The 24,092-nt window shown below is 70.6% G+C and carries 26 protein-coding genes and 1 tRNA gene; 16 read left to right on the forward strand and 11 right to left on the reverse strand.

The annotated features are described in order from the left end of the window. Nucleotides 1-247 precede the first annotated feature (247 nt). Nucleotides 248-321: transfer RNA gene (locus tag MCBMB27_RS22485), tRNA-Gly, on the reverse strand. Between the two features lie 193 nt (nucleotides 322-514). Then, nucleotides 515-1,357 (reverse strand): 3-oxoadipate:acetyl-CoA acetyltransferase, encoded by an 843-nt coding sequence (locus MCBMB27_RS22490; protein WP_075381315.1) that lies wholly within the window; start codon nucleotides 1,355-1,357, stop codon nucleotides 515-517. Nucleotides 1,358-1,548: 191 nt separating this feature from the next. Here MCBMB27_RS22490 and aroQ point away from each other — a divergent pair, with 191 nt between their 5' ends. The 3 genes from aroQ (at nucleotide 1,549) to pyrC (ending at nucleotide 3,941) form a co-directional block, all read left to right on the forward strand. Beyond that, a complete protein-coding gene (gene aroQ, locus MCBMB27_RS22495) occupies nucleotides 1,549-1,998 on the forward strand; it encodes a type II 3-dehydroquinate dehydratase (protein WP_075382075.1) in 450 nt (149 codons plus the stop codon). A 143-nt stretch (nucleotides 1,999-2,141) separates the two neighbouring features. Further along, on the forward strand, nucleotides 2,142-2,843 hold the full coding sequence (locus MCBMB27_RS22500; protein ID WP_043382568.1) for an orotate phosphoribosyltransferase: 702 nt from the start codon (nucleotides 2,142-2,144) through the stop codon (nucleotides 2,841-2,843). A gap of 12 nt (nucleotides 2,844-2,855) precedes the next feature. Beyond that, entirely contained in the window at nucleotides 2,856-3,941 is a 1,086-nt protein-coding gene (gene pyrC, locus MCBMB27_RS22505) for a dihydroorotase (protein ID WP_075381316.1), read from the forward strand. Here the strand turns inward: pyrC and MCBMB27_RS22510 are convergent. Both MCBMB27_RS22510 and MCBMB27_RS22515 read right to left on the reverse strand, forming a co-directional pair. Next, nucleotides 3,938-4,312, reverse strand: coding sequence for a type II toxin-antitoxin system PemK/MazF family toxin (locus tag MCBMB27_RS22510; protein ID WP_043347142.1), 375 nt, complete (start codon nucleotides 4,310-4,312; stop codon nucleotides 3,938-3,940). The genes pyrC and MCBMB27_RS22510 overlap by 4 nt on opposite strands. Continuing rightward, nucleotides 4,309-4,614, reverse strand: a complete 306-nt coding sequence (locus MCBMB27_RS22515; RefSeq protein ID WP_335632945.1) for an antitoxin MazE family protein — start codon at nucleotides 4,612-4,614, stop codon at nucleotides 4,309-4,311. The genes MCBMB27_RS22510 and MCBMB27_RS22515 overlap by 4 nt, the downstream gene beginning before the upstream one ends. Before the next feature lie 38 nt (nucleotides 4,615-4,652). Here MCBMB27_RS22515 and MCBMB27_RS22520 point away from each other — a divergent pair, with 38 nt between their 5' ends. The 9 genes from MCBMB27_RS22520 to MCBMB27_RS22560 all read left to right on the forward strand — a co-directional run bounded on the left by MCBMB27_RS22520 (nucleotide 4,653) and on the right by MCBMB27_RS22560 (nucleotide 12,910). After that, nucleotides 4,653-6,098, forward strand: a complete 1,446-nt coding sequence (locus MCBMB27_RS22520; protein WP_043347138.1) for an amidase — start codon at nucleotides 4,653-4,655, stop codon at nucleotides 6,096-6,098. 425 nt (nucleotides 6,099-6,523) lie between these two features. Then, nucleotides 6,524-8,299, forward strand: coding sequence for an acetolactate synthase 3 large subunit (locus tag MCBMB27_RS22525; RefSeq protein ID WP_043760269.1), 1,776 nt, complete (start codon nucleotides 6,524-6,526; stop codon nucleotides 8,297-8,299). A 70-nt stretch (nucleotides 8,300-8,369) separates the two neighbouring features. Further along, nucleotides 8,370-8,912, forward strand: a complete 543-nt coding sequence (gene ilvN / locus MCBMB27_RS22530; protein ID WP_043347129.1) for an acetolactate synthase small subunit — start codon at nucleotides 8,370-8,372, stop codon at nucleotides 8,910-8,912. 119 nt (nucleotides 8,913-9,031) lie between these two features. After that, nucleotides 9,032-9,295: an AbrB/MazE/SpoVT family DNA-binding domain-containing protein gene (locus MCBMB27_RS22535; RefSeq protein WP_075381317.1), complete on the forward strand. Its 264-nt coding sequence runs from the start codon at nucleotides 9,032-9,034 to the stop codon at nucleotides 9,293-9,295. Beyond that, nucleotides 9,285-9,668, forward strand: a complete 384-nt coding sequence (locus MCBMB27_RS22540; RefSeq protein WP_236952786.1) for a type II toxin-antitoxin system PemK/MazF family toxin — start codon at nucleotides 9,285-9,287, stop codon at nucleotides 9,666-9,668. Before MCBMB27_RS22535 ends, MCBMB27_RS22540 begins: the two co-directional genes overlap by 11 nt. A 2-nt stretch (nucleotides 9,669-9,670) precedes the next feature. Continuing rightward, nucleotides 9,671-10,315 carry a glutathione S-transferase family protein gene (locus tag MCBMB27_RS22545; RefSeq protein WP_043347125.1) on the forward strand — a complete coding sequence of 215 codons (645 nt, stop codon included), beginning with the start codon at nucleotides 9,671-9,673 and terminating at the stop codon, nucleotides 10,313-10,315. Between the two features lie 84 nt (nucleotides 10,316-10,399). Continuing rightward, nucleotides 10,400-11,056 (forward strand): TetR/AcrR family transcriptional regulator C-terminal domain-containing protein, encoded by a 657-nt coding sequence (locus MCBMB27_RS22550; RefSeq protein ID WP_091955158.1) that lies wholly within the window; start codon nucleotides 10,400-10,402, stop codon nucleotides 11,054-11,056. A gap of 12 nt (nucleotides 11,057-11,068) precedes the next feature. Then, nucleotides 11,069-12,088, forward strand: coding sequence for a ketol-acid reductoisomerase (ilvC, locus tag MCBMB27_RS22555; RefSeq protein ID WP_012322218.1), 1,020 nt, complete (start codon nucleotides 11,069-11,071; stop codon nucleotides 12,086-12,088). Between the two features lie 168 nt (nucleotides 12,089-12,256). Beyond that, complete coding sequence (locus MCBMB27_RS22560; protein ID WP_043347120.1) at nucleotides 12,257-12,910, forward strand: pyridoxamine 5'-phosphate oxidase family protein; 654 nt, start codon at nucleotides 12,257-12,259, stop codon at nucleotides 12,908-12,910. Between the two features lie 62 nt (nucleotides 12,911-12,972). Here MCBMB27_RS22560 and MCBMB27_RS30640 read toward each other — a convergent pair whose 3' ends face one another. Then, nucleotides 12,973-13,278 carry a hypothetical protein gene (locus tag MCBMB27_RS30640; RefSeq protein WP_236952787.1) on the reverse strand — a complete coding sequence of 102 codons (306 nt, stop codon included), beginning with the start codon at nucleotides 13,276-13,278 and terminating at the stop codon, nucleotides 12,973-12,975. Here MCBMB27_RS30640 and MCBMB27_RS22565 point away from each other — a divergent pair. Beyond that, nucleotides 13,273-15,225 carry a methyl-accepting chemotaxis protein gene (locus MCBMB27_RS22565; protein WP_236952788.1) on the forward strand — a complete coding sequence of 651 codons (1,953 nt, stop codon included), beginning with the start codon at nucleotides 13,273-13,275 and terminating at the stop codon, nucleotides 15,223-15,225. The two genes, MCBMB27_RS30640 and MCBMB27_RS22565, sit on opposite strands and share 6 nt — an antisense overlap. 23 nt (nucleotides 15,226-15,248) lie before the next feature. Here the strand turns inward: MCBMB27_RS22565 and tam are convergent, their stop codons facing one another. The 5 genes from tam to MCBMB27_RS22590 form a co-directional block, all read right to left on the reverse strand. Then, complete coding sequence (gene tam / locus MCBMB27_RS22570; protein WP_075381320.1) at nucleotides 15,249-16,031, reverse strand: trans-aconitate 2-methyltransferase; 783 nt, start codon at nucleotides 16,029-16,031, stop codon at nucleotides 15,249-15,251. Between the two features lie 20 nt (nucleotides 16,032-16,051). After that, nucleotides 16,052-16,753, reverse strand: a complete 702-nt coding sequence (locus MCBMB27_RS22575) for a haloacid dehalogenase type II (protein ID WP_075381321.1) — start codon at nucleotides 16,751-16,753, stop codon at nucleotides 16,052-16,054. Beyond that, nucleotides 16,750-17,814 (reverse strand): tryptophan--tRNA ligase, encoded by a 1,065-nt coding sequence (trpS, locus tag MCBMB27_RS22580; RefSeq protein WP_043760278.1) that lies wholly within the window; start codon nucleotides 17,812-17,814, stop codon nucleotides 16,750-16,752. Before trpS ends, MCBMB27_RS22575 begins: the two co-directional genes overlap by 4 nt. Nucleotides 17,815-17,907: 93 nt before the next feature. Beyond that, nucleotides 17,908-18,669: an endonuclease III domain-containing protein gene (locus MCBMB27_RS22585; protein ID WP_083683675.1), complete on the reverse strand. Its 762-nt coding sequence runs from the start codon at nucleotides 18,667-18,669 to the stop codon at nucleotides 17,908-17,910. A gap of 204 nt (nucleotides 18,670-18,873) precedes the next feature. Next, entirely contained in the window at nucleotides 18,874-19,617 is a 744-nt protein-coding gene (locus tag MCBMB27_RS22590; protein WP_083683678.1) for a GyrI-like domain-containing protein, read from the reverse strand. Between the two features lie 194 nt (nucleotides 19,618-19,811). Between MCBMB27_RS22590 and dapF the strand changes: the two genes are divergently transcribed. Both dapF and mtaB read left to right on the forward strand, forming a co-directional pair. Then, a complete protein-coding gene (gene dapF, locus MCBMB27_RS22595) occupies nucleotides 19,812-20,699 on the forward strand; it encodes a diaminopimelate epimerase (RefSeq protein WP_043382597.1) in 888 nt (295 codons plus the stop codon). After that, entirely contained in the window at nucleotides 20,699-21,919 is a 1,221-nt protein-coding gene (mtaB, locus tag MCBMB27_RS22600) for a tRNA (N(6)-L-threonylcarbamoyladenosine(37)-C(2))-methylthiotransferase MtaB (protein WP_075381322.1), read from the forward strand. Before dapF ends, mtaB begins: the two co-directional genes overlap by 1 nt. Here mtaB and MCBMB27_RS22605 read toward each other — a convergent pair. Next, a complete protein-coding gene (locus tag MCBMB27_RS22605; protein WP_043347155.1) occupies nucleotides 21,889-22,590 on the reverse strand; it encodes an RluA family pseudouridine synthase in 702 nt (233 codons plus the stop codon). The two genes, mtaB and MCBMB27_RS22605, sit on opposite strands and share 31 nt — an antisense overlap. A gap of 57 nt (nucleotides 22,591-22,647) precedes the next feature. Here MCBMB27_RS22605 and ftsY point away from each other — a divergent pair, with 57 nt between their 5' ends. Further along, nucleotides 22,648-24,012, forward strand: a complete 1,365-nt coding sequence (ftsY, locus tag MCBMB27_RS22610) for a signal recognition particle-docking protein FtsY (protein ID WP_043760283.1) — start codon at nucleotides 22,648-22,650, stop codon at nucleotides 24,010-24,012. Nucleotides 24,013-24,092: the final 80 nt, after the last annotated feature.

Genomic DNA, 24,092 nt, shown 5'->3' on the forward strand with positions numbered 1-24,092 from the left:
CCGGGTCCATCAAGAAACAGCCGGCGCGCACCGCGGTCGTCGGTCCTCCGGGAGGGCCTGGCCGGCGGGGCTCCTGGCGGCCCGCGATCCTGGCCTCGAGCCGCCGACGCCTCCGCCCCGCATCCGGCTGCCCGCGGCGCGGCGGGGCCGGGAACGCAGCTTGCACGGCGCAGGTGGCGGCCGCGCGACGCCCGGGGAGGGCCGGCCGGTTACGCTTAAGCGCGTGATGCGATTTCGGATTTTGGAATGGAGCGGGTGAAGGGAATCGAACCCTCGTATTCAGCTTGGAAGGCTGCTGCTCTACCATTGAGCTACACCCGCGCGGGCGGATCGTTAGCACGCTGCGATGCCCGTGAGAAGGTGGGGCGCGGCCGGCGATGAACGGCCGCCGCGAAGGGACGATCCTCCGTCGCGGTGCCGCTCGGAAGCCCGGCACCCCCTCGAAACGAGGGGCTTGCGACGGTCGCGTCGCTCCAGCCGGGGGCACTCGTCGCGGGACCGAGGCGTCGCCCGATCAGCCGAGCCCCAGCGCGGCGCGGGCCTCGACGGGCGTCGCGACCCGCCGGCCGTGCCGGGCCACCGCCTCGGCGGCGAGGCCGACCAGTTCGGCGTTGCTGGCCGCCAGACGATCCTTCGTCACCCGGATGTTGTCCTCCAGGCCGGTGCGGACCGCGTCGGCGCCGCGGGCGAGCGCCCAGTCCATCACGATCGCCTGGTTGCGGCCGATCCCGGCCGCCGTCCACGTCGCCTCCGGCAGGATCCGCCGCGTCTCGGCGAGCAGGATGTCGAGGAGGTGCTCCTCGGCCGGCATCGCGTTCTGGACGCCCATGACGAACTGCACGTGCGGGCGCGCGTCGATCAGGCCCGCCTCCACGAGGCGCTTGGCGCCGTGCAGGTGCGAGAGGTCGAAGATCTCGATCTCGGGCCGGACGCCATACTGCTTCATCTGGCCAGCGAGGTCGGTCACGAGGCTCGCGGAATTCTCGTAGACGATCGTCGGGAAGTTCACCGAGCCGGTGGACAGGGACGCCATGTCGGGCCGGTGCTTGAGCGAGAGGCCGCGGGCGGCCGGGTCGCGCCCGCGCCCCCCCGTGGAGAACTGCACGATCATCCCCGGGCAGTGCTCGCGCAGCCCCGCCTGCACGGCGGCGAACTTGTCCGGGTCGGAGGAGGGCGACTCGTCGTCGTTGCGCACGTGGATGTGGCAGAGCGTGGCGCCCGCCTCGAAGGCCTGATGCGTCGACTCGACCTGCTCGGAGACGGTGACCGGAACGGCCGGGTTGTCGGTCTTGCGCGGCACGGAGCCGGTGATCGCCACCGCGATCACAACGGGCGCTTCGCTCCGGGATCCTGCCATCCGCCTGTCCTCCCTGCCTTTTGGAATTCGGAAATCCGGATAGCGCCGCGCAAGCCGGATCTGAACCGCCCGGCGCGGGCGGCAGATCCGTATGCGGGACATCTCGGGCCGGATGACAGCCCGGACTCGTGTCCCGACGGACTTGTGTCTCGCCGGCGCTTGCCGCACCTCTTCCGGCCGCGAGGCACATGATGAACGACACGATCCTGGTCCTGAACGGGCCGAACCTGAACCTGCTCGGCAAGCGCCAGCCCGAGATCTACGGCCGCGAGACCCTGGCCGACGTCGAGGCCCTGTGCCGCGAGACCGCCGCCGGCTTCGGGCTCACGGTCGATTTCCGCCAGAGCAACGCCGAGCACGTGATGATCGACGCGATCCACGATTTCCGGGTCGGCTCGGCCGGCATCGTCATCAACGCTGGCGCCTACACCCATACCTCCGTGGCGCTCCTCGACGCGCTCAACACCTGCGAGGTGCCGGTGATCGAGTGCCACATCTCGAACGTCCACCGGCGCGAGGCCTTCCGCCACCACTCCTACATCTCGCTCGCCGCCACGGCGGTGCTGGCGGGGTTCGGGAAGCACGGCTACGCGCTCGCCATCCGCCACCTCGCGCATCTGCGGGCCGGCAAGCCTGCATGAGGCGCGGATAGCGCCGCGATCAGGGTTGACGCTGGCGGAGACAGGGCGGAGGAGGGCGGTCAGGCCCTAGTTTCACGCGCGCTCCCCGGCCGGACCGGTCCTCATGGCCCCGGAGAGCGCCTCAAGCGGAGCGCGCACGCCGCATGACCAGCCCCTTCCTGCCCCTCGACCGGACCGTCATCGCCCGCGAGGCGGCCAAGATGTTCCTCGAGATCGGTGCCGTCCTCTTCTACAAGGACGAGCCGTTCAAGTTCACCTCCGGCTGGGCGAGCCCGGTTTACACCGACAGCCGGAAGATCATCTCGTTCCCGCGCCTGCGCTCGACGCTGATGGACTTCGCCACCGCCACGATCGTGCGCGAGATCGGCTACGAGAAGCTCACCCACATCGCGGGCGGCGAGACCGCCGGCATCCCCTTCGCGGCCTGGATCGCCGACCGGATGATGCTGCCCATGCAGTATATCCGCAAGAAGCCCAAGGGCTTCGGCCGCAACGCGCAGATCGAGGGCGAGATCGTCGACGGCGCCCGGACGCTGCTGGTCGAGGATCTGGCCACCGACGGACGCAGCAAGGTCAACTTCTGCAAGGCCCTGCGCGAGTCCGGCGCCCAGGTCGATCACTGCTTCGTGCTGTTCTACTACGACATCTTCCCCGGCAGCGCCGCGCTGATGGAGGAGATCGGCATCAAGCTCCACTACCTCACCACGTGGTGGGACGTTCTGGCGGTGGCCAAGGAGATGGGCACCTTCGACCCGAAGACGCTCGACGAGGTCGAGCGCTTCCTCAACGCGCCGGCCGAGTGGTCGGCCGCCCATGGCGGCATCTCCGCCTTCGGCCAGGCCTGAGGGGTTTTCGCGATGGGCGTCGCAGACCTGTTCCCCGCCGAGCGCCAGGACGCGAAGCCGGTCGACCGGATCACGATCCGCCGGCCGGACGACTGGCACATCCACCTGCGCGACGGCGCGATGCTGAAGGCGGTGCTGCCCTACACGGCGGCGCAGTTCGCCCGGGGCATCATCATGCCGAACCTCGTGCCGCCGGTGACCACGGTCGCCGCCGCGGAGGCCTATCGCGCGCGGATCCTGGCGGCCCTTCCCGCCGGCATGGACTTCACCCCGCTCATGACCTGCTACCTGCGGGACGACACCGATCCGGACGAGATCGAGCGCGGCTTCCGGGAGAAGGTCTGGGTCGCCGCCAAGCTCTATCCGGCGGGCGCGACCACGAACTCCCATGCGGGCGTCACCGACCTCCTGGGGATCGCGCCGGTGCTGGAGCGGATGGAGCGGATCGGCATGCCGCTGCTGATCCACGGCGAGGCCACCGACCCGGAGATCGACATCTTCGACCGCGAGGCCGCGTTCATGGAAGGCAGCCTGGTCCCGCTGCTCGGCCGGCACCAGGGGCTGAAGGTCACCGTGGAGCACGCCACCACGGCGGAGATCCTCGACGTGGTCCGGGAGCACCGGAGCCGGTGCGCGGCCACGATCACGCCGCACCACCTCGTGATCAACCGGACGCACATCTTCCAGGGCGGGCTGCGCCCGCACCTGTACTGCCTGCCGGTGGCCAAGCGCGAGCGGCACCGGCTGGCCCTGCGCCGGGCCGCGACCTCCGGCGAGGCCTGCTTCTATCTCGGCACCGACACCGCCCCCCACGTCCGCGGCGCCAAGGAGGCGGCTTGCGGCTGCGCGGGCGTGTTCTGCGGGCCGAGCGCGCTCCAGACCTACGTGCAGGTCTTCGACGAGGAGGGGGCGCTCGATAAGTTCGAGGCCTTCGCCTCCCTCAACGGCGCCCGCTTCCACGGTCTGGAGCCGAATGCCGGGACCGTCACCCTGGAGCGCCGGCCCGGCCGCGTCGCCGAGGCCGTGACCGTGGACGACACCGCGGTGGTGGTGTTCCGGGGTGCCGAGACGCTGCCCTGGTCGGTGGTATCCAGCTAATCGCGACGGATGCCGGTCTCAGGCCGTTCGGCTTGAGACGAAGACCCCGCCAAGCCGAGGAAGACGAGTATCGCTCGGTCGAGCCGCAGCAGATCCTCGTCGTCGAGCCGTCCGATGCGGTCGCCCATCTTGATTTTCGGAACGGTCGTGATCTTGTCGACCATGAGCCGTGACGGTGCACGCAATCCGTTGCGTCCGGTTGGAAGGACGGGGATCCGGAAAAGAGGCGCGTCCGTCTCGTTCGACGTGAAGGCGCAGATGGTGATCGAGTCGGTCGCGTCGAAGCTGTCATCCTGAACGATCACGGCCGGGCGTGGCTTCCCCGCGTAGGTTTTTCCGCCGGCTACCGTCCAGATCGCACCGCGCCTCATTCATCGCCCTGATCGGACACGGCGTCGATGAAGGCCTGATCCTCCGCATCGCGCTCGCTCTCGGCGATCGCGTGCGACTGGCGATGCGCCTCCGCTCTGAACGCGGGCGCGCTCACGTCCGGCACCCAGATCTGCATGGGTCTCAGGCCTTGAGCGCGCAGACGTGCACGGTCGTTGCGGGCCTTCGCGGCTGCGGATCCGGCTTTGAAAGCGGGCGGCATGTCGTTCGCGCTCCTCGGCGACGACCTGTAAGCTACATGGGCGGCCGAGGGCTTGCCAACGCTCTGCTCGGCGGCCGTCATCTCCGTACTCATCCCGACCAAGCTGGAGGCGGTGTACGATGCAGGACGCGCGACAGGACGGCATCACGGCGATGGGCGCCGTGGACCTCGCCGCCGCCATCCGCGGCCGGGTGGTCTCCTGCGCGGAGGTGATGCGCGCCTATCTGGAGCGGATCCACCGGCTCAACCCGCAGGTCAACGCAATCGTGGGCCTGCAGGACGACGCGGCGCTCTTGCGCGAGGCCGAAGGTGCGGACGCCGTCCTGGCGCGGGGCGAGCCCGTCGGGCCGCTGCACGGCTTCCCGCTGGCCGTGAAGGATCTCGACCCGGTCCGCGGCCTGCCGTTCACCCAAGGGTCGCCGATCTTCGCCGACCGGATCGCCGAGACGGACTCGATCATGGTGACGCGCCTGCGCGCCGCCGGGGCGATCTTCATCGGCAAGACCAACATCCCCGAATTCGGCCTCGGCTCGCACAGCTTCAACCCGGTCTACGGCGCCACCGGCAACGCCTACGATCCGGCGAAGACCGGGGGCGGGTCGAGCGGCGGCGCGGCCGTGGCGGTGGCGCTGCGGATGCAGCCGGTGGCCGACGGCAGCGACCATGCCGGTTCGCTCCGCAACCCGCCGGCCTTCAACAATTGCTACGGCCTGCGCCCGGCCTGGGGACGGATCCCCGCCGAGGCCAAGGACGTGTTCAGCCCCGGGCTCGGCGTGCTCGGGGCGATCGGGCGAACGCCCGGCGATATCGGACTGATGCTCTCGGTTCTGGCGGGCTACGACCCCCGCTGCCCGAACGCCATCCGGCAGGACCCCTCCGCCTTCGCGAGCCCGCTCGCCCGCGACTTCCGCGGGACGCGGATCGCGTGGCTCGGCGATTGCGGCGGCCAGATCCCCTTCGATCCCGGCGTGCTCGACGTCGGACGCGCCGCCCTGGCGACGTTCGCGGAGATCGGCTGCACCGTCGAGGAGGCGATGCCGCGCTACGACATGGAGCGGCTCTGGGAGGATTGGCTGGTGCTGCGCGCCTTCACCGTCGCGGCAAATCTCCGCCCGTTCTACGACGAGCCCCGCCACCGGGCCCTGCTCAAGCCGGAGGCGGTCTGGGAGGTCGAGCGGGGGCTGGCGCTCGGCGCCGACCGGATCATCGCGGCCCTGGAGGGGCGCACCCGCTGGTACGAGACCCTGCGCCGCTTCATGGAGGGCTACGATTACCTCGTGATGCCGAGCGCGCAGGTCTTCCCGTTCGACAAGGCCCTGCGCTGGCCCGAGACGGTGGGCGGACAGGCGATGGACACCTATCACCGCTGGATGCAGATCACGATCCCGGCGACGATGTCGGGCCTGCCCGCGCTCGACGTGCCGGCCGGGTTCGGAGCCGCCGGACTGCCCACCGGCATCCAGATCGTCGGACCGAACCACGGCGAACTCGCCTGCCTGCAACTCGGGGCCGCCTACGACGCGGCGAGCAACTGGGTCCGCCGCTTCCCGCCGCCCCTGCAGTGAGGGAGCGGCTTCACCTCCGAACCGGCTCACTTGCACGCGCGGACGCGTTGACCCGCCGCGCGCGCTCCGCTATGAGGCCCGACACTTCGCGCGCCGACCATGAGCCAGTTCCGGATCATGCGGGCGCCGCGGGGCAGGTTCGGATTTCCGATGACCACGGTCCTTATTGTAGCGGTAGCGTCACCGACGGGGCGGCCCTGAGCTAGGGCCGCGATCCGGGCGGTGGCGCATGCAGGGTCCCTCGGGGCCCTTTTTTGTTGCCCGCGTCCGGGCGGGACAGGACTGGGACGGACGGAGATCCGAGGCGATAGGCACCTTCGGGCGAGGCGGAGACCGCCCCGCATGACGAGGGTGCCGGGAGAGAGGACGGGGCAGGGCGGCGATCACGGGATCGCGGTGGCTCCGGAGAGCGCGAGGAGACGAGCATGGGCGGCGAGGTCATGACCGGGGCCGAGATGGTCATCCGGGCCTTCCAGGATCAGGGTGTCGACACGCTGTTCGGGTATCCGGGCGGCGCCGTACTTCCGATCTACGACGCGCTCTTCCACCAGAACGCCGTCAAGCACATCCTCGTCCGCCACGAGCAGGGCGCCGTCCACGCCGCCGAGGGCTATGCCCGCTCCTCCGGCAAGGTCGGCTGCGTGCTGGTCACCTCGGGCCCCGGTGCGACCAACATCGTCACCGGGCTGACCGACGCGATGCTGGATTCGATCCCGCTGGTCTGCATCACCGGGCAGGTCCCGACGCACCTGATCGGCACCGATGCCTTCCAGGAATGCGACACGGTCGGCATCACGCGCCACTGCACGAAGCACAATTACCTGGTCAAATCGATCGACGACCTGCCGCGCATCCTGCACGAGGCGTTCTACGTCGCGGCCAACGGCCGTCCCGGCCCGGTCGTGGTCGACCTGCCCAAGGACATTCAGTTCGCGTCCGGCCTCTACGAGCGCCCGGAGATCGCGAGCCACAAGACCTACCGCCCGGCCGTGAAGGGCGACGCCGACCGGATCCGCGCGGCCGTCGAGCTGATGGCGACCGCGCGCCGGCCGGTCTTCTACACCGGCGGCGGCGTGATCAATTCCGGCCCGGAGGCGTCGCGCCTGCTGCGCGAGCTCGTCCGCGAGACCGGCTTCCCGATCACCTCGACCCTGATGGGGCTCGGCGCCTATCCGGGCACGGACGAGAAGTTCCTGGGCATGCTCGGCATGCACGGGACCTACGAGGCCAACCTCGCGATGCACGAGTGCGACGTGATGATCTGCGTCGGCGCCCGGTTCGACGACCGGATCACCGGCCGGCTCGACGCGTTCTCCCCCTTCTCCAAGAAGATCCACATCGACGTCGACGCCTCCTCGATCAACAAGGTTGTCAAGGTCGATGTCGGGATCGTCGGCGACTGCGCCTCGGTGCTCGCCGACATGCTGGAGGCGTGGCGCGCCCTGCCGTCGCGGCCCGACAAGTCCAACCTCGATCCGTGGTTCCAGAAGATCAGTGCCTGGAAGGCGCGGGACTGCCTCGCCTACTGGCCGTCGGGCACGATCATCAAGCCGCAATACGCTGTCCAGCGCCTCTACGAGGCCTGCAAGGACCGCGAGACCTACATCACCACCGAGGTCGGCCAGCACCAGATGTGGGCGGCCCAGTACTTCAAGTACGACGAGCCGAACCGCTGGATGACCTCCGGCGGCCTTGGCACGATGGGCTACGGCCTGCCGGCGGCGATCGGCACGCAGCTCGCGCATCCGAACGGGCTGGTGATCGACATCGCCGGCGAGGCCTCGATCCTGATGAACATGCAGGAGATGTCGACGGCGGTGCAGTACCGCCTGCCGATCAAGGTGTTCATCCTGAACAACGAGTACATGGGCATGGTCCGGCAGTGGCAGGAGCTGCTGCACGGCTCGCGCTACTCGCAGAGCTACTCGGAGAGCCTGCCGGACTTCGTGAAGCTCGCGGAGGCCTACGGCGCCAAGGGCATGCGCTGCGAGAAGCCGGGCGACCTCGACGGCGCCATCGCGGAGATGCTCGCCTATGACGGCCCGGTGATCTTCGACTGCATCGTCGACAAGACCGAGAATTGCTTCCCGATGATCCCGTCGGGCAAGGCGCACAACGAGATGCTCCTGTCCGACTACCTCGGTGAGACCGGCGTCGAACTCGGCGACGTGATCTCCGAGGAAGGCAAGATGCTGGTGTGATGGGTTTGGCGGCGGCCCTCCGGGGTCGCCGCTGGTGAGCACGGACGGGACGACGAGGACGAGGCCGGCGATGAATGCGATGAACACCCACTACCCCGATGCCGTCCGCGTCGAGCCGGTGAACCGGCACACGCTGGCGGTGATCGTCGACAACGAGCCCGGCGTGCTCGCGCGCATTTCGGGCCTGTTCTCCGGCCGCGGCTACAACATCGAGAGCCTGACCGTCTCCGAGACCGAGGAGGCGCGCCACATCTCCCGCATCACCATCGTCACGACGGGCACCAACGCCGTGATCGAGCAGATCAAGGCGCAGCTCGACCGGCTGGTGCCGGTCCACCGGGTGGTGGACCTGACGCTCCAGGGCAACGCCCTCGAGCGCGAGATCTGCCTCGTGAAGGTGAAGGGCGAGGGCGAGCACCGCAGCGAGGCCCTGCGGCTCGCCGCCGCCTTCGGCGCCAAGACGCTGGACGCTACGCTCAACTCCTTCGTGTTCGAATTGACCGGGGCCACCGAGGAGATCGACCGGTTCGTGCGCCTGATGAGCGTCATCGGGCTGGTGGAGATCTGCCGGACCGGCATCTCCGCGATGGGGCGCGGGGCTGAGCCGCTGTAGGATTGCCGAGAGCGTCCCGACTCGGACGCTCTGCAGGGCAGACGATTGCCTCTGCGTGCATGCTCCTCCGCGGCCGATGACATCTGCTATGCTGCCGCCACCTCAAGGGAGGCATAGCGATGGAAGCCAAGGTCGTCCGCTGGGGCGATGACTTCGCCGTGAAACTGACAGCGGGGGAGGCCGAAGAACTCGGCGTCCGTGAAGGAACGACCGTCGAGGTGAGCAAGCCGCGTTCGCCCGTGACGCGCCGCGTCGTCAACGGGGAGCCCGTCATGACACTCGCCGAGATGATTGCCGAAATGGAGCGCCTCGGTCCCTCGCATCGACCGGAACTGGTCGACTGGGGACCGGATGTCGGAGCAGAGATCGTCCGTGACGATTGACGCTGAGCCGCTCGAAGCCGGTGCCCTCGTCTGGGTTGATCTCAGGCCGAGCCTCGGCCGCGAGCAGGATGGCGTCCGGCCGGCCGTCGTCGTATCGAACAAGGACTTTCACAGGCTGAACGCAACCGCGATCGTCTGCCCCATAACCGGCAATGTGAAGCCGTGGCCAACCAAGGTCATTCTGCCACCCGGCCTCGCGGTCTCCGGCGCTGTCCTGACCGATCAGATCCGATGTCTTGACCGGGCCAAGCGCGGTTTTCGCCATGTTGGGATGGTAACGGATGAAGTTCTGCTCGCCATCCGCATCAAGCTCCATGCGTTGATTGGGATTGGGGCGAATTCCCCGTCCGCGTCGCATCTGTCGAAGGAATGAACTTGACCGCCCGCACCCTCTACTACGCCCCCGGCGCCTGCTCGCTCGCCGCCCACATCGTCCTGGAGGAATCCGGGCTGCCCTACGAGGGCATCAAGCTCGACCTCGCCGCCGGCGACCAGCGCCGGCCGGAATACCTCGCGATCAACGATCGCGGCCGCGTGCCGGCGCTGACCGAGGACGGCTGGGTGCTCACCGAATGTGCGGCCATCATGCGCCACGTGGCCCGTCAGGTGCCGGAGACGGCTCTGTGGCCCGCCGACCTGCGGGAGCAGGCCGCCGCGGACGAGTGGCTCGGCTGGCTCGCCTGCAACCACCACGTGACCTACGCGCATGTCCGCCGTCCGGAACGCTACACCGAGGATGAGAGCGCGTTCGACGGCATCAAGAGCAAGGCGGCCAACACCTACGCGGATCTCGCCACCATGACCGAGGTGCGCCTCTCGCACGGCGGCTGGGCGGTGGGCGACCGCTTCAGCGTCGTCGACGCCTACCTGATGGTCTTCTGGTTCTGGGCGAACGGCCCGGTGCTGCGGTTTGACATGGCCGGCCGCTTCCCGGCCTGGACCGCCCATGCCCGCCGCGTCGCCGAGCGCCCGGCCGTGCAGGCCGTCTTTGCCCGCGAGGGGTTGCCGCTCCCGCGCTAATCCCATTCGGTCGCGGCAACCCCCTTGCCGCGGCCATCGAATCGGCCTAGAGCGCGTACCGTACGGTACGGTACGCCATTCGAGATGATGCAGGCCAGCACCATAGCAGAGCGGGAAGCGCCGTCGGCACGCCAGCAGGCGGTGCTGGACGTCGTGCTCGGCCTCATGGTCGAGGACGGCGAGCAGCTCACCATGGACGCCGTCGCGCGCCGGGCGAGCTGCTCGAAGGAGACGCTCTACAAGTGGTTCGGCGACCGGGACGGGTTGCTGACCGCGACGGTGCGCTGGCAGGCCTCCCGGGTCCATGCCGGGCACGACGCCGCGCAGATCCTCGACGGGGCGACCCTGCGGGAGCGCCTGCAGGATTTCGCCGTGACGTGGCTGGAGGTCATCACCGGCCCCACCTCGGTCGCGTTGAACCGCATCGCCATCGCGCATGCCGGCTCGCGCAAGAGCAATCTCGGCGGCATCGTGCTGGCCAACGGCCGCTTCGCCATCGGCGAGCGGGTGAAGCCCGTGCTGGAGGCCGGGCGCGCCGCCGGGCTACTCGCCTTCGCCGACAGCGAGGCCACCTTCCGCACCTTCTTCGGCCTCGTCGGCCGGGATATCCAGATTCGACTTCTGCTCGGCGAGACCCTCGATTTCGACGGGGCCGAGATCCGGCGCGATGCGGGCCGCGCCGTCGAGCAGTTTCTGGCCCTCTACGGCCAGGCCAAACCCGACCCGAACCGCCACGTTTAAGAGGAGACAGACATGCGGGTGTATTACGATCGCGACGCCGACCTGAACCTGATCAAGGGCAAGAAGGTCGCCATCGTCGGCTACGGCAGCCAGGGCCACGCCCACGCGCTCAACCTGCGCGATTCCGGCGTGAAGGACATCGTCATCGCCCTGCGCGAGGGCTCCGCCACCGCCAAGAAGGCCGAGCACGAGGGCTTCAAGGTCCTGTCGGTCGCCGAGGCCGCCAAGTGGGCCGACGTGGTGATGATGCTCACCCCCGACGAGCTGCAGGGCGACATCTACCGCGAGTCCCTCGAGGGCAACATGAAGCAGGGCGCCGCCCTCCTGTTCGCCCACGGCCTCAACGTCCACTTCAACCTGATCGAGCCGCGCAAGGACCTCGACGTCCTGATGGTCGCCCCGAAGGGCCCCGGCCACACCGTGCGCTCCGAGTACCTCCGCGGCGGCGGCGTGCCGACCCTGATCGCCATCGCGCAGGACGCCAGCGGCAACGCCCACGATCTCGGCCTGTCCTACGCCTCCGCGAATGGCGGCGGCCGCGCCGGCATCATCGAGACGACCTTCAAGGAGGAGTGCGAGACCGACCTGTTCGGCGAGCAGGCCGTGCTCTGCGGCGGCCTCGTCGAGCTGATCAAGGCCGGCTTCGAGACCCTGGTCGAGGCAGGTTACGCCCCCGAGATGGCCTATTTCGAGTGCCTCCACGAGGTGAAGCTGATCGTCGACCTCATCTACGAGGGCGGCATCGCCAACATGAACTACTCGATCTCCAACACGGCCGAGTACGGCGAGTACGTCACCGGCCCGCGCATCGTCACGCCCGAGACCAAGGCCGAGATGAAGCGCGTGCTGAACGACATCCAGTCGGGCACCTTCACCCGCAACTGGATGCTGGAGAACAAGGTCAACCAGACCTCGTTCAAGGCCACCCGCGCCAAGCTCGCCGCCCACCCGATCGAGGAGGTCGGCGCCAAGCTCCGCGGCATGATGCCGTGGATCTCCGAGAAGGCGCTGGTCGACAAGACCCGCAACTGATCTGTTCGCATCACGCGGCCGGGCTTCGCCCGGTCGTCACGCCGGGGGCCGGTCGCGCGAAGGCGTGGCCGGCCCTTCGCGTTCCGGGTTGCCCGACCTGGGGAGTCCCGGCCATAAGCCCGCCAGCGGTCCCGCGTGTACGAGGACCGGCTAGCGGAGAGGACACGCATGGCATCGCTCTATTCCGACGCGCACCGGGCGCTGCAGGAGGAGTTCGGCACCACCAAGCTCGCGGTGCGCCTCGACGAGGACTGGGTCCACGAGAGCATCCAGCCGGACGAGGCCGCCTTTATCGGCTCCCGCGACATGTTCTTCCTTTCGACCGTCGACCCGGACGGCATGCCGACCGTCTCCTACAAGGGCGGCCCCACGGGCTTCGTGAAGGTGCTCGACGCCAACACGCTGGTGTTCCCGGGCTTCGACGGCAACGGCATGTTCTACTCGATGGGCAACATCGCGGGGCAGGCCAAGGTCGGCTTGCTGTTCATCGATTTCGAGACGCCCCACCGCATCCGCGTGCAGGGCCACGCCACGCTGCTGCGCGACGACGCCCTGATGGCCGAGTACACCGAGGCCAAATACTTGGTGAAGGTCGCGGTGACGAAGATCTGGATCAACTGCCCGCGCTACATCCACAAGTACCAGAAGCTCGAGCAGAACAAGTACGTGCCGCGGCCCGGCCGCGAGACGCCGCTCGCCGCCTGGAAGCGTCTGGACCTCGCGGGCGACGTGATCAGCGACGAAGACAAGGCGCGGGTCGCCCGGGAGGGCAAGCTGGAGGTCTCGGAGTACGAGGCGCTGGTCGCCCGCGGCGAGGCCTGACGACCTTTTGCCGGCCGCCCCGCGAAATGGGGCGGCCGGCCGGCACTCGATATGCCGGGAATTCAATCTTCGGCGCACAAGTTGATACCAAGTTGATATCCGCGGCGCTTCATATTGGTGTAGCAATATAATTGCGACTGATCGCGGCCGAGTTCAAAATTTCTTGACGATGTGCGGGGGTGGCCGCTAGATTTCCTGCAAATCTGGTCGGTCACATCCTTGCGCGGATCGTAGAGAACATGCTTTCGCTGCCCCTGCGTGTCGCCGTTATCTGTAGCGTCCTGATCGCTGCGGTTTTCGCGGGAGGGATGACTTTTCTTGCCCGTCGAATCAACGCTTCCTTCGAGGAGCAGGCGGCCAAGATGCATTCGGAGACTCTGTCGAACGAGGCGCGCGAGGTCCGGTTTCGCCTCGCGGTCGCGGCCAAGACCGCCGAGAGCATCGCGGTCTCCGCCTCGGCCCTGCGCGCCCGCGGCATTCAGGACCGTGAGGTCTACGATGCGATGCTGCGCGAGCTTCTGCGCGCCAACCCCAGCCTGATCGCGACCTGGACGGGCTGGGAGCCGGATGCCCTGGACGGGCGCGACCGCACGTTCGCCGGCACGGCCTCCTCGGACGCGAGCGGCCGCTTCATGCCCTACTGGAATCGCGGCAGCGGCACGATCAAGCGGGAGGTTCTCACCGGCTACGAGGCCGAGCCGGACGGCGCCTATTACCTTCAGCCGAAGAAGCTGAACCGCTTGGTGGCCATCGAACCCTACATCTACCCGGTGGCCGGGAAGGACGTCGTCATGATGTCCTTCGGCGCGCCGATCAGCGTGGACGGCACGTATCGCGGCACCGCCGGTGTCGACATCGACCTCGGATCCCTGAATGCCGCCTTCGGCGCGGTGAAGCCGTTCGGGACCGGCTACCTGGCCGTGGTCTCGGCGAGCGGAACGACCGTCGCGCATCCGACCGGCGCGGCGGCCGGGAAGCCGATGCACGGCTTCGACGCGTCGGCAGCCGACGCGGCCAGGCAGGCGATCGCGGCAGGCGCCGTGGTGGTGACCGATGCGCCGGGTCCGGATGGGGCGCCGTGGCGGTACATGGCGCAGCATATCCAGGCGGGCGAGACGCCCGACCGCTGGGCCATCGTGGTCGCGGTGCCGGTGGCGACGCTCACGGCCGCCGCCGATCAGGCGCGCGCCAGGCTCATCGGCATCTCGGTCCTCTGCGTGCTGATCGGCTGCGCGGTCGTCTTCGGCGCGCTGCATCGCCTCGTCGGAAAGCCGGTCCGCGCCCTCGGCAGGACCATCGGCGACATGGCCGCGGGCGATTACGGGGCGGACGTGCCCGAGGCTCGGCGCCGCGACGAGGTCGGGCTGGTCGGGCGGGCCGTCCTGAAGCTGCGCGACGGCCTCCGGGCGCAGGCGGAGGCCGACACGCAGGCGCGGGCTTCTGCCCAGGCCGCCGCCGACCGGGACCGCAAGCGGGTGACGGCGGATCTGGCGAACACGTTCGAGCAGGCGGTCGGCGGCATCGTCGAGACGGTCACGAACGCGGCTACCGAGCTGCAGGCCACGGCCCGGGCGCTGGCCGCCACGGCGTCGGAGACCGCCGGCCAGTCGACCACCGTCGCGGCCGGGGCCGAGGAGGCGGCCGCCAACGTCCGGGCCGCGGCCTCGGCGGCCGAGGAGCTCGGCAGCTCCGTGCAGGAGATCGGGCGTCAGGTCCAGGGCTCCGCGCAACTCGCGCGGGCCGCGGCCGACGAGGCCGGGCGGACGGTGCGCCTGGTCGAGGACCTGAGTGCGGCCGTGATGAAGATCGGGGACGTGGTGGCGCTGATCAGCGGCATCGCGGGCCAGACCAACCTGCTGGCCCTCAACGCCACCATCGAGGCGGCCCGTGCCGGCGAGGCCGGACGGGGCTTCGCGGTCGTGGCCGCCGAGGTGAAGGCGCTGGCCGAACAGACCGCGCGGGCCACCGAGGAGATCGCGGGCCAGATCGCCCGCGTGCAGGCCTCGACCGCGCAGGCGGCCTCTGCGATCGGCAGCATCACGACGCGCGTCGACGAGATCAGCGGCGTGGCCACGACGATCGCCGCCGCGGTCGAGCAGCAGGGTACGGCGACCCAGGAGATCGTCCGCAACGTGACCCAGGCCGCCGCCGGCACGGGCGAGGTGACGACGAACATCGCCCGCGTGGCCGAAGCCGCCGACATGACCGGCTCGGCCGCGGGCCAGGTGCTGGACTCGTCCGCGAACCTGTCGCAGCAATCCGAGCACCTCCGGACGGAGGTCAGCCGCTTCCTCGGAACGGTGCGCGCGGCCTGAGGACCACCGGGCCGGCCTGCGCGCTACGGGGCTTTTCGGGCGACGATGAACACCCGCGGGAAGGCCAGCAGGCGCTGCCCGTCGCTGCGCGGCGTGTAGGCGGCGTCGATCGCGCCGGTATAGGCCGCCAGAAAGCCGGCCTTCTCCCCGGGCTCCAGCGGGTCGAGGAAGGGCCGGAGCCCCGTGGCGCTCACCCAGTCCACGATGGCGGCGGCATCCGCCATCCGGTGGTGATAGGCGGTGCGCCAGACATCGACCTCGGCGGCCAGGGGCGCCAGCAGGTCGTAGTAGGCCGCGGGCTCCAGCATGCGGCCGAGGCGGCCGGCCACGGCCGGGTCGCCGATCGTTGCCGCCCAGGGTCCGGCCGCCGCGACTTCGCGCATCAGCCGGTGGGTGGGCTCGGCGAGATTGTCGGGCATCTGCACGGCGAGCACCCCGCCCGGGGCGAGGAGACCGAACAGCCGCGGCAGCAGGGTCGCGTGGTCCGGCAGCCATTGCAGGACGGCGTTGGCGAAGATCAGGTCCGGGGCGCGCTCCGGGACCCAGGTCGCGGCATCGGCCTGCGCGAAGGTGAGGTCGGGCAGGCGGCCACGGGCGCTCTCCAGCATCGCCGGGGAACTGTCGAGGCCGAGCACCTCAGCATCGGGAAATCGCGCCGCGATCAGCGCGGTGGAATTGCCGGGCCCGCAGCCGAGATCGCAGGCGAGCCGTGGCGCGTCGAGGGGCACGCGGGCGAGGAGCTCGGCCGCCGGCCGCGTCCGCTCGTCCTCGAAGCGGGTGTAGAGGGCGGGGTTCCAATCGGCCATCTCAACCTCCGTGCGACGCCTCAGCAGCCGAGCTGGTCGGCGAGGTCCGCCAGGTCCCGCGCCGCGTGGGTGACCGGCACCGTCGGCGCGGTCTCGCCGCCGGCCGGGCCGTGCTCGTGCGGGCGGGCGATGTGGGCGGTGGACAGACCGTGGCGCGCCGCCGCCGCGAGGTCGTTCGAGTGCGCCGCCACCATCATCGTTTCCGCCGGCGCGAACCCGAAGGCCGCCACAGCGTCGCGGTAGAGCGCCGGCTTCGGCTTGTAGTCGCGGGAATAGCCGGCGCCGAGCACCGCGTCGAAGATCAGCCCGTTGCGGCGGGCGAGGTCGGCCATCAACCGGACAGGCCCGTTGGAGTTCGGTGCCAGGAGGTGCTTCTCCCGCAGCCGCCGCAGCGCGTCCGGCACCTCGGGCCAGGCGTCGAGCCGGTGCCACGCCTGGACCAGCTCCCGCTGCACGGTCTCGGGCACGCCCGCGATGCCGAACTGCGCCAGCACGTCGGGCAGGGACTCGGCCTGGAGCGTGTCGAGGTCGACATAGGGCCGGGCGCCGGAGCGCACCGTCTCCATCGACGGGTCGTAGCGGGCCCGCCATGCATCCGCGAAGGCGCCGGCATCGAGGCTCGGCGCGACGGGCGCCAGCAGCCGCGCCGCCTCGCGGGCGACGCCGGAGCGCCAGTCGACGAGCGTCCCGAAGACGTCGAAGACCAGCGCCCGGATTGTCACCGCACCGCCTGGAGGCTGGGTCCCCGCCGCACGAAGCCGACGATGTCCTTGACCGCGTCGAGGGTCTGCGCCGCGATCGTCTCCGCCCGGGCGGAGCCGTCGGCCAGCACGGCGTCGATATGGCCGGGATCGGCGGTGAGCCGCCGCATCTCCCCGGCGATCGGCGCGAGGCTCGTCACGGCGAGGTCGGCGAGCGCCGGCTTGAAGGTCGAGAACTGCGCCCCGCCGAAGTCGCGCAGCACGTCCTCGCGGCTGATGCCGGCCAGCGCCGCGTAGATCCCCACGAGGTTGTCGGCCTCGGGCCGCTCCTTCAGGCCCGCGACCTCGGAGGGGAGGGGCTCCGGATCGGTCTTCGCCCGGCGGATCTTCTGGGCGATGGCGTCCGCATCGTCCGTGAGATTGATCCGGGCGTTGTCGGACGGGTCCGACTTCGACATCTTCTTGGTGCCGTCGCGCAACGACATGACCCGGGCGGCCGGGCCGCCGATCAGCGGTTCCGTGATCGGGAAGAACGCGTCGCCGTGGCCGTGCGCCGCGATCGAGCCGGCGAAGTCGGTGTTGAACTTCTGCGCGATGTCGCGGGTCAGCTCCAGATGCTGCTTCTGGTCCTCGCCCACGGGCACGTGCGTCGCCCGGTAGGCCAGGATGTCGGCGGCCATCAGCACCGGGTAGTCGTACAGGCCGATCGAGGCGTTCTCCCGGTCCTTGCCGGCCTTCTCCTTGAACTGGGTCATGCGGTTCAGCCAGCCGAGGCGGGCGACGCAGTTGAACACCCAGGCGAGCTCGGCGTGCTGGGGCACCTGGCTCTGGTTGAATACGATCGAGCGCTTCGGATCGATTCCGGCGGCGAGGAAGGCGGCCGTGACCTCGCGGATCTGGCCGCGCAGGGCCTCCGGATCCTGCCAGACGGTGATCGCGTGCAGGTCGACCACGCAGTACAGGCACTGCGCGTCGCGGTCCTGCATCTCCACGAAGCGCTTCACCGCTCCGAGATAGTTGCCGAGATGCAGGTTGCCGGTGGGCTGGACGCCCGAGAAGACCAATTCGGTGAACGCGGCCATCGGCGCCGATCCTGAGCAAAGATAGACCGGGGCTCCGCGCCGTCCGGGCGCGGGGTTACTCGCACCCGTAGGCCGGAATGGTCAAGGACGCGCTCACGGCTCCCGCACGGGGCGCTTCGCGCTGGGGCAGAGGTCGGTCAGGACGCAGCGCCCGCAGGCGGGCCGGTGATGGTGGCAGACCTGCTGGCCGTGCAGCATCAGGATCTCGTGATTGTCGTAGAGATCCTGCGCGCTCCACGCCGCGGGCAATTGCCCCCGCAGGATCGCGTGCGCCGGGCCGACATCGACCCGCGGGCCGATCAGCCCGAGGCGCTGGGCGACCCGGTGATGGTGGCTGTCCACCGGCAGCGCCGGCATCCGCAGGGTGGAGAACGACAGGACCGCGGCACTGGTCTTCGGCCCGATCCCGGGGATGGCCTGCAGCCACGCCCGCGCCGCCTCGACTTCCATGTCGGCCAGGAAGGCGAGGTCGAGGGTTCCGCACCGGTCGCGCAGGGCCCGGATCACGTCGCGGATGCGCGGCGCCTTCAGCTCCGGCCATGTCACCCCCGCGATGGCGGCCTCGATCTCCGGCACGTCCGCGTCGATCACCGCCTCCCAGTCCGGGAAGCGTGCCCGCAGGGCCTTGAAGGCCCGGCCGGATTCGGCGTTGCGCGTCCGGTGCAACAGGAGCGAGGAGACGAGTTCGCTGACCGGATCCAGGCTGTGGAAGTACGGGATCGGGCAGCCGTAGACCGGGCAGAGGCGCGCGTGGATCGCCAGAGCCTTCTCGGCGAGGGCGGGATCCATGGCGTTGGGGGCCGCCTTGCGGCGCGGAGGCGGGACGGTCCCGGTTCTGAGGTCGGTGGCGGGCATGTCGGGCGAATCCGCGAGCCGACGCCCCTGTTCCTGCCGGGGCGGGGCAGCGGCGATCTGTCCGATCTCCGCGCATGCGCGTCAGGAACGGGCGATCGGGTGCCGTGCACTCCTCCCTTCCCCGCAGAGGGGGGCGCGAGGCGGCGGTTGCGGCCGGTTCTCCGGCGCGGGATCGGTCCGCGACGTCGGCCGATCTGCCGGCCCCTACTTCACCAGCGCGTAGATGTTCACGTCGAGGTTGTCGTCGGTACCGTCCTTGAGGTCGGTGGCGTATTCCTCGACGAACCGGTCCTGCACCACGATGTCCTTGGCATCGAGATAGGCGGTCAGGGTCTCGTAGGTGCTGTCGATCGACTCGTAGGAACCCTTGTGGGCGAAGCGCAACGCCTTGCCGGAGGGCGTCGTGCCGAAGCGCAGCCCGTCGGTCTCCGCCGGCACCGGGTTCGGCGCGGCCGCCACCGGGATCATCGCCTCGAACTCGAAGCCGTCATCGTCGGTCCGGGTGAAGACCGCCAGCGGCCGGCCGGCCGGCGCGACGCCCAGCTTGGCGAGGTCGGCCTCGATCCGCGCGAAGGCCTGCTTCAGGTTCGGCACGGCCTCCTCCCATTTGGTCTTGCCCGACAGGATCGCGGCGGGCTTCGACGGCAGGGTGACCTCGTCGACGTCGCCGGGCTCGCCGGCCTTCTCGATGAGCGTCGGACGCGCGGGCGTTCCCACCGCGGACTGGCCCGCGGGCGGGGGCGCCACCGATTGCTGGGGGGCCGGGGCCGCGCTCTTGTCCGGATCGGCCACCGGGTTCGGCGCCGTCGTCGTCGGCAGCGGGTTCGTCTGGGCCGGCGCGGGTGCCGTGGAGGGCGGCGGCGCAGGCTGCTGCTGCGCGGCGATCGGGCCGCCGGACGCGAGCACGAGGGCGGCCGAGAGGGCGACGAGCGGACGAAGGCGGATCACGTGGGGCGCTCCGGTCGAGGCCCGCGGATGATCGCGCAGGCTCCCGCCGCGTAACCTAGTGGCGAACGTGACGGCCCGCGAGGGCACCGCGGACGAGAGCCGCGGGTGCGGCGCATCTGCCACGCTGCTGCACCCCTCGCGCCGGGCGGTCGCTTTTGCGATATAGCCGGCCCCTCCTCGACCTGCGGGACCGCATGAGCGCACTCGCCCACAGACGCTTCCTGAAGATGCACGGCGCCGGCAACGCGATCGTGGTGCTGGACCTGCGCGGCTCCACCGTGACGGTGCGGCCCGAGGAGGCGCGGGCGATCGCGCAGGATCCCGGCTCGGCCTTCGATCAGCTGATGGTGCTACACGATCCCGTGAGCCCGGGCACGGACGCGTTCCTGCGGATCTACAACACCGACGGTTCGGAATCGGGCGCCTGCGGAAACGGCACGCGCTGCGTCGCCTACGCGATGCTCGACGATCCGGCCATGGCCCGGCCGGCCGAGGGCGGGCGGCTCACCCTGGAGACCGAAGCGGGCGTGCTCGGCGTGCGCCGCGTCTCGGAGCGGGCCTTCACGGTCGATATGGGCCGGCCGCGTCTCGCCTGGGACGAGATTCCCCTGTCGGAGCCCTTCCCGGACACGCGCCGGATCGAGTTGCAGATCGGCCCGATCGACGATCCGATCCTGCACTCGCCGGGCGCGGTGAACATGGGCAACCCGCACGCGGTGTTCTTCGTGGAGCAGGATCCGGATTCCTTCGACCTCGCGCGGATCGGTCCGATGCTGGAGAACCACCCGCTCTTCCCGGAGCGCGCCAACATCTCCGTGGCGCAGGTGACGGGCCGCGAGACGATCAAGCTCCGCGTCTGGGAGCGCGGCGCCGGGCTGACGCTCGCCTGCGGCACCGCCGCCTGCGCCACCGTGGTGGCCGCCTCGCGCCTCAAGATGATCGGCCGGCAGGCCCAGGTCGCGCTGCCCGGCGGCGAGCTGTTCATCGAGTGGCGCGCCGACGACCATGTCCTGATGACCGGCCCGGTCGCGCTCGTCGCCGAGGGGACCCTGGCGCCGGAGCTGTTCGACAGCGCGGCCTGATGGCGGTCGAGACCCTCACCTTCGGCTGCCGCCTCAACACCGTCGAGTCCGAGGCTCTGCGGGCCCATGCGGCCGCGGACGGCCGCGACCGGGTGGTGGTCAACACCTGCGCGGTCACCGCCGAGGCCGGGCGGCAGGCCCGCAAGGCGATCCGGCGCATCGCCCGCGAACGGCCCGGCGCCGAGATCGTCGTCACAGGCTGCGGCGCCGAGGTGGAGACGGAGGCCTACGCGGCCATGCCGGAGGTCGCGCGCCTCGTCGGCAACGCCGAGAAGCTGCGGCCGGAGGGCTGGTCGGCGGCCGCGACCGGACCGGGGGCCGTCATGGCGGCGCGGATGGCCGAGCCGACGCGGATCGAGGCCATGGCCGGGCATACCCGCGCCTTCGTGCCCGTGCAGAACGGCTGCGACCACCGCTGCACCTTCTGCGTGATCCCGTTCGGACGCGGCGTCTCCCGCTCGGTGCCGGTGCCCGATGTGGTCGCGCAGGTGGAGACCCTCGTGGCCCGGGGCGGGCGGGAAGTGGTGCTGACCGGCGTGGATCTCACCGCCTATGGACGGGATCTCGCCGGGCCGTCCCTCGGCGGTCTGGTGCGGTCGATCCTCCGGGCGGTGCCCGACCTCCCGCGCCTGCGCCTCTCCTCCATCGATTCCGTGGAGGCCGACGACGCCCTGCTCGCGGCGATCGCCGAGGAGGAGCGGCTGATGCCGCACCTGCACCTGTCGCTGCAGGCCGGCGACGACCTGATCCTCAAGCGCATGAAGCGCCGGCACCTGCGCGCCGACGCGATCCGCTTCTGCGAGACCGTGCGGCGGCTGCGGCCCGACATGGTGTTCGGCGCCGACCTGATCGCGGGGTTTCCGACCGAGACGGAGGCGCAGTTCGCCCGCTCCCTCGACCTCGTGGCGGAATGCGGCCTGACGCACCTGCACGTCTTCCCGTATTCCCCGCGCCCGGGGACGCCCGCCGCGCGGATGCCGCCGGTGGAGGCGGACGCGATCCGCGCGCGGGCGGCGCGGCTGCGCGCAGCCGGTGCCGACGCCTTGTGGCAGCACCTCGACGCACAGGTCGGACGGCGGCTGACCGTGCTGGCGGAGCGCGGCGGCACCGGGCGGAGCGCGGATTTCACCGCCGTGCGCCTGTCAGACGCGCCTGCCCCCGGCACGTTCCACAGCGTCGCGATCGCGTCTCACGACGGGGCGCGGCTGATCGCGGCCTGAGCCGCGAGCGGCGCCACGGCCTCGGCGATGTGCGGCGGCGGTGGGGCCGTCACCGTGATGGCGTCGCGCTTCGGATAGAGCGGGATCGACAGGGTCCGCGCGTGCAGGTGCAGCGCGCTGCCGCGGGGCGCCCCGCCGTAGATCGCGTCGCCCAGGATCGGCCAGCCGGAGGCGGCGCAATGGACCCGGAGCTGGTGGGTGCGGCCGGTCACCGGCTTCAACTCCAGCCATGTCCGCCCCCCGGCGCGGCCGAGCACCCGCCAGTGCGTCAGCGACGGATCGCCCGCCGGGTCGGCCTTCATCCACCAGGAGCGCGGATCGTCCGAGCGGCGGGCCAGCGGCAGGTCGATGCGGCCGGCCTCCTCGGCGGGGCCGCCCTCCACGATCGCCCAGTAGGTCTTGTCGACGCCGCTGCCGGAGAACAGCTTGCCGAGCCGCGCCAGCGCCTTGGCGTGGCGGCCGAGCGCGAGGCAGCCGGAGGTGTCGCGGTCGAGCCGGTGCGCGGCCTCCGGGCGGCGCGGCAGGCCGAAACGCAGGGCGTCGAGGTGATCGGTGAGCGTCTCGCCACCGCGGGGACCCGGATGGACCGGTAAACCCGCCGGCTTGTCGATGACGAGCAGCAGGGCATCGCGGTAGAGGAGGCGCGCGCCTATGTCGAAGGCGTTGGACATCCGGATCGGCTAGAGGGTCGGTGTCGGCGGGGCAAGGTGGGGCGAGGACGCGATTTCATGGCGAGCGAGGAGAAGCCCGGCTGGTTCGGACGCCTGTTCGGGCGCAAAGGCCAGCCCGCGCCCGAGGACAAGCCCGAGGACAAGCCGGAAGACAAGCCCGAGGCCGAGCTGCCCGCGGAGGCGGCCTCGCCCTCCGAGGGTGAGCCGGACTTCGCCACCGCCGCGGAGGACGTCGCGCATGTTCCGCTGCCGCCCGAGGAGACCGGGGAGCCGGTCCCGGACGTGGTCGAGGGCGCCGATCTGCTGCCCGTCGCGGGCGAGCCCGAGCGTCCGCCGGCCGGCACCGCCGGCGACGACCCCGCGCACGGGGCCGACCCGGTCGATACCGGTGACGTGAACCGGGAGCCGGTGGTCGCGCCGATGCCCGACATCCAGCCGGTCGACAGCGCCGCGGCCCTGGCCCACGACGCGGGCGCCGGGCCGGACCGCGAGCCGGAGGCCAAGGGCTGGTGGAGCCGGCTCACCTCGGGGATGAAGCGGACCTCGTCGGCGCTCTCCGAGCGCGTGACCGGCCTGTTCACCAAGCGCAAGCTCGACGCCACCACCCTGGAGGACCTGGAGGACGCGCTGATCCAGGCCGATTTCGGCCTCGAGACCGCGATGCGGGTCTCGGAGGCCGTCGGCAAGGGCCGCTACGAGAAGGGCATCTCGCCGGACGAGGTGCGGGCGATCCTCGCGGCGGAGGTCGAGCGGGCGCTGGAGCCCGTGGCGGTGCCGCTCGCCATCGACGCGAGCCGGAAGCCCTTCGTGATCCTCACCGTCGGCGTGAACGGCGCCGGCAAGACCACGACCCTCGGCAAGCTCGCCTCGAAGCTGCGGGCGGAGGGGCGCACCGTGATGCTGGCGGCGGGCGACACGTTCCGGGCGGCGGCGATCGACCAGCTCAAGGTCTGGGGCGCGCGCACCGGCACGCCGGTGGTGAGCGGCGCGCAGGGGGCAGATGCCGCGGGCCTCGCCTTCGACGCCCTCAAGCAGGCCTCGGCCGCCGGGACCGACGTGCTGCTGATCGACACCGCCGGCCGGCTCCAGAACAAGACCGGCCTGATGGCGGAGCTAGAGAAGATCGTCCGCGTGCTGCGCAAGCAGGATCCGGAGGCGCCCCACGCCACGATCCTCGTGCTCGACGCCACGGTGGGCCAGAACGCCCTCAGCCAGGTGGAGCTGTTCTCGCAGGCCGCGCCAGTCTCGGGCCTGGTGATGACCAAGCTCGACGGCACCGCCCGGGGCGGCATCCTGGTGGCGCTGGCGGCGAAGTTCGGCCTGCCGGTCCACTTCATCGGCGTCGGCGAGGGCGTCGAGGACCTGGAGCCCTTCGCGGCCCGCGACTTCGCCCGGGCCATCGCCGGGCTGGAGAAGGATTAGGACGCGGGCGCCCGCCGACCTTTGGTGCGCGATGTCATGGACATCGCGCGCTCGGCGTACCACACACCCCGCAAATCCCG

The organism is Methylobacterium phyllosphaerae (genome assembly GCF_001936175.1).
Lineage (GTDB): Bacteria > Pseudomonadota > Alphaproteobacteria > Rhizobiales > Beijerinckiaceae > Methylobacterium > Methylobacterium fujisawaense.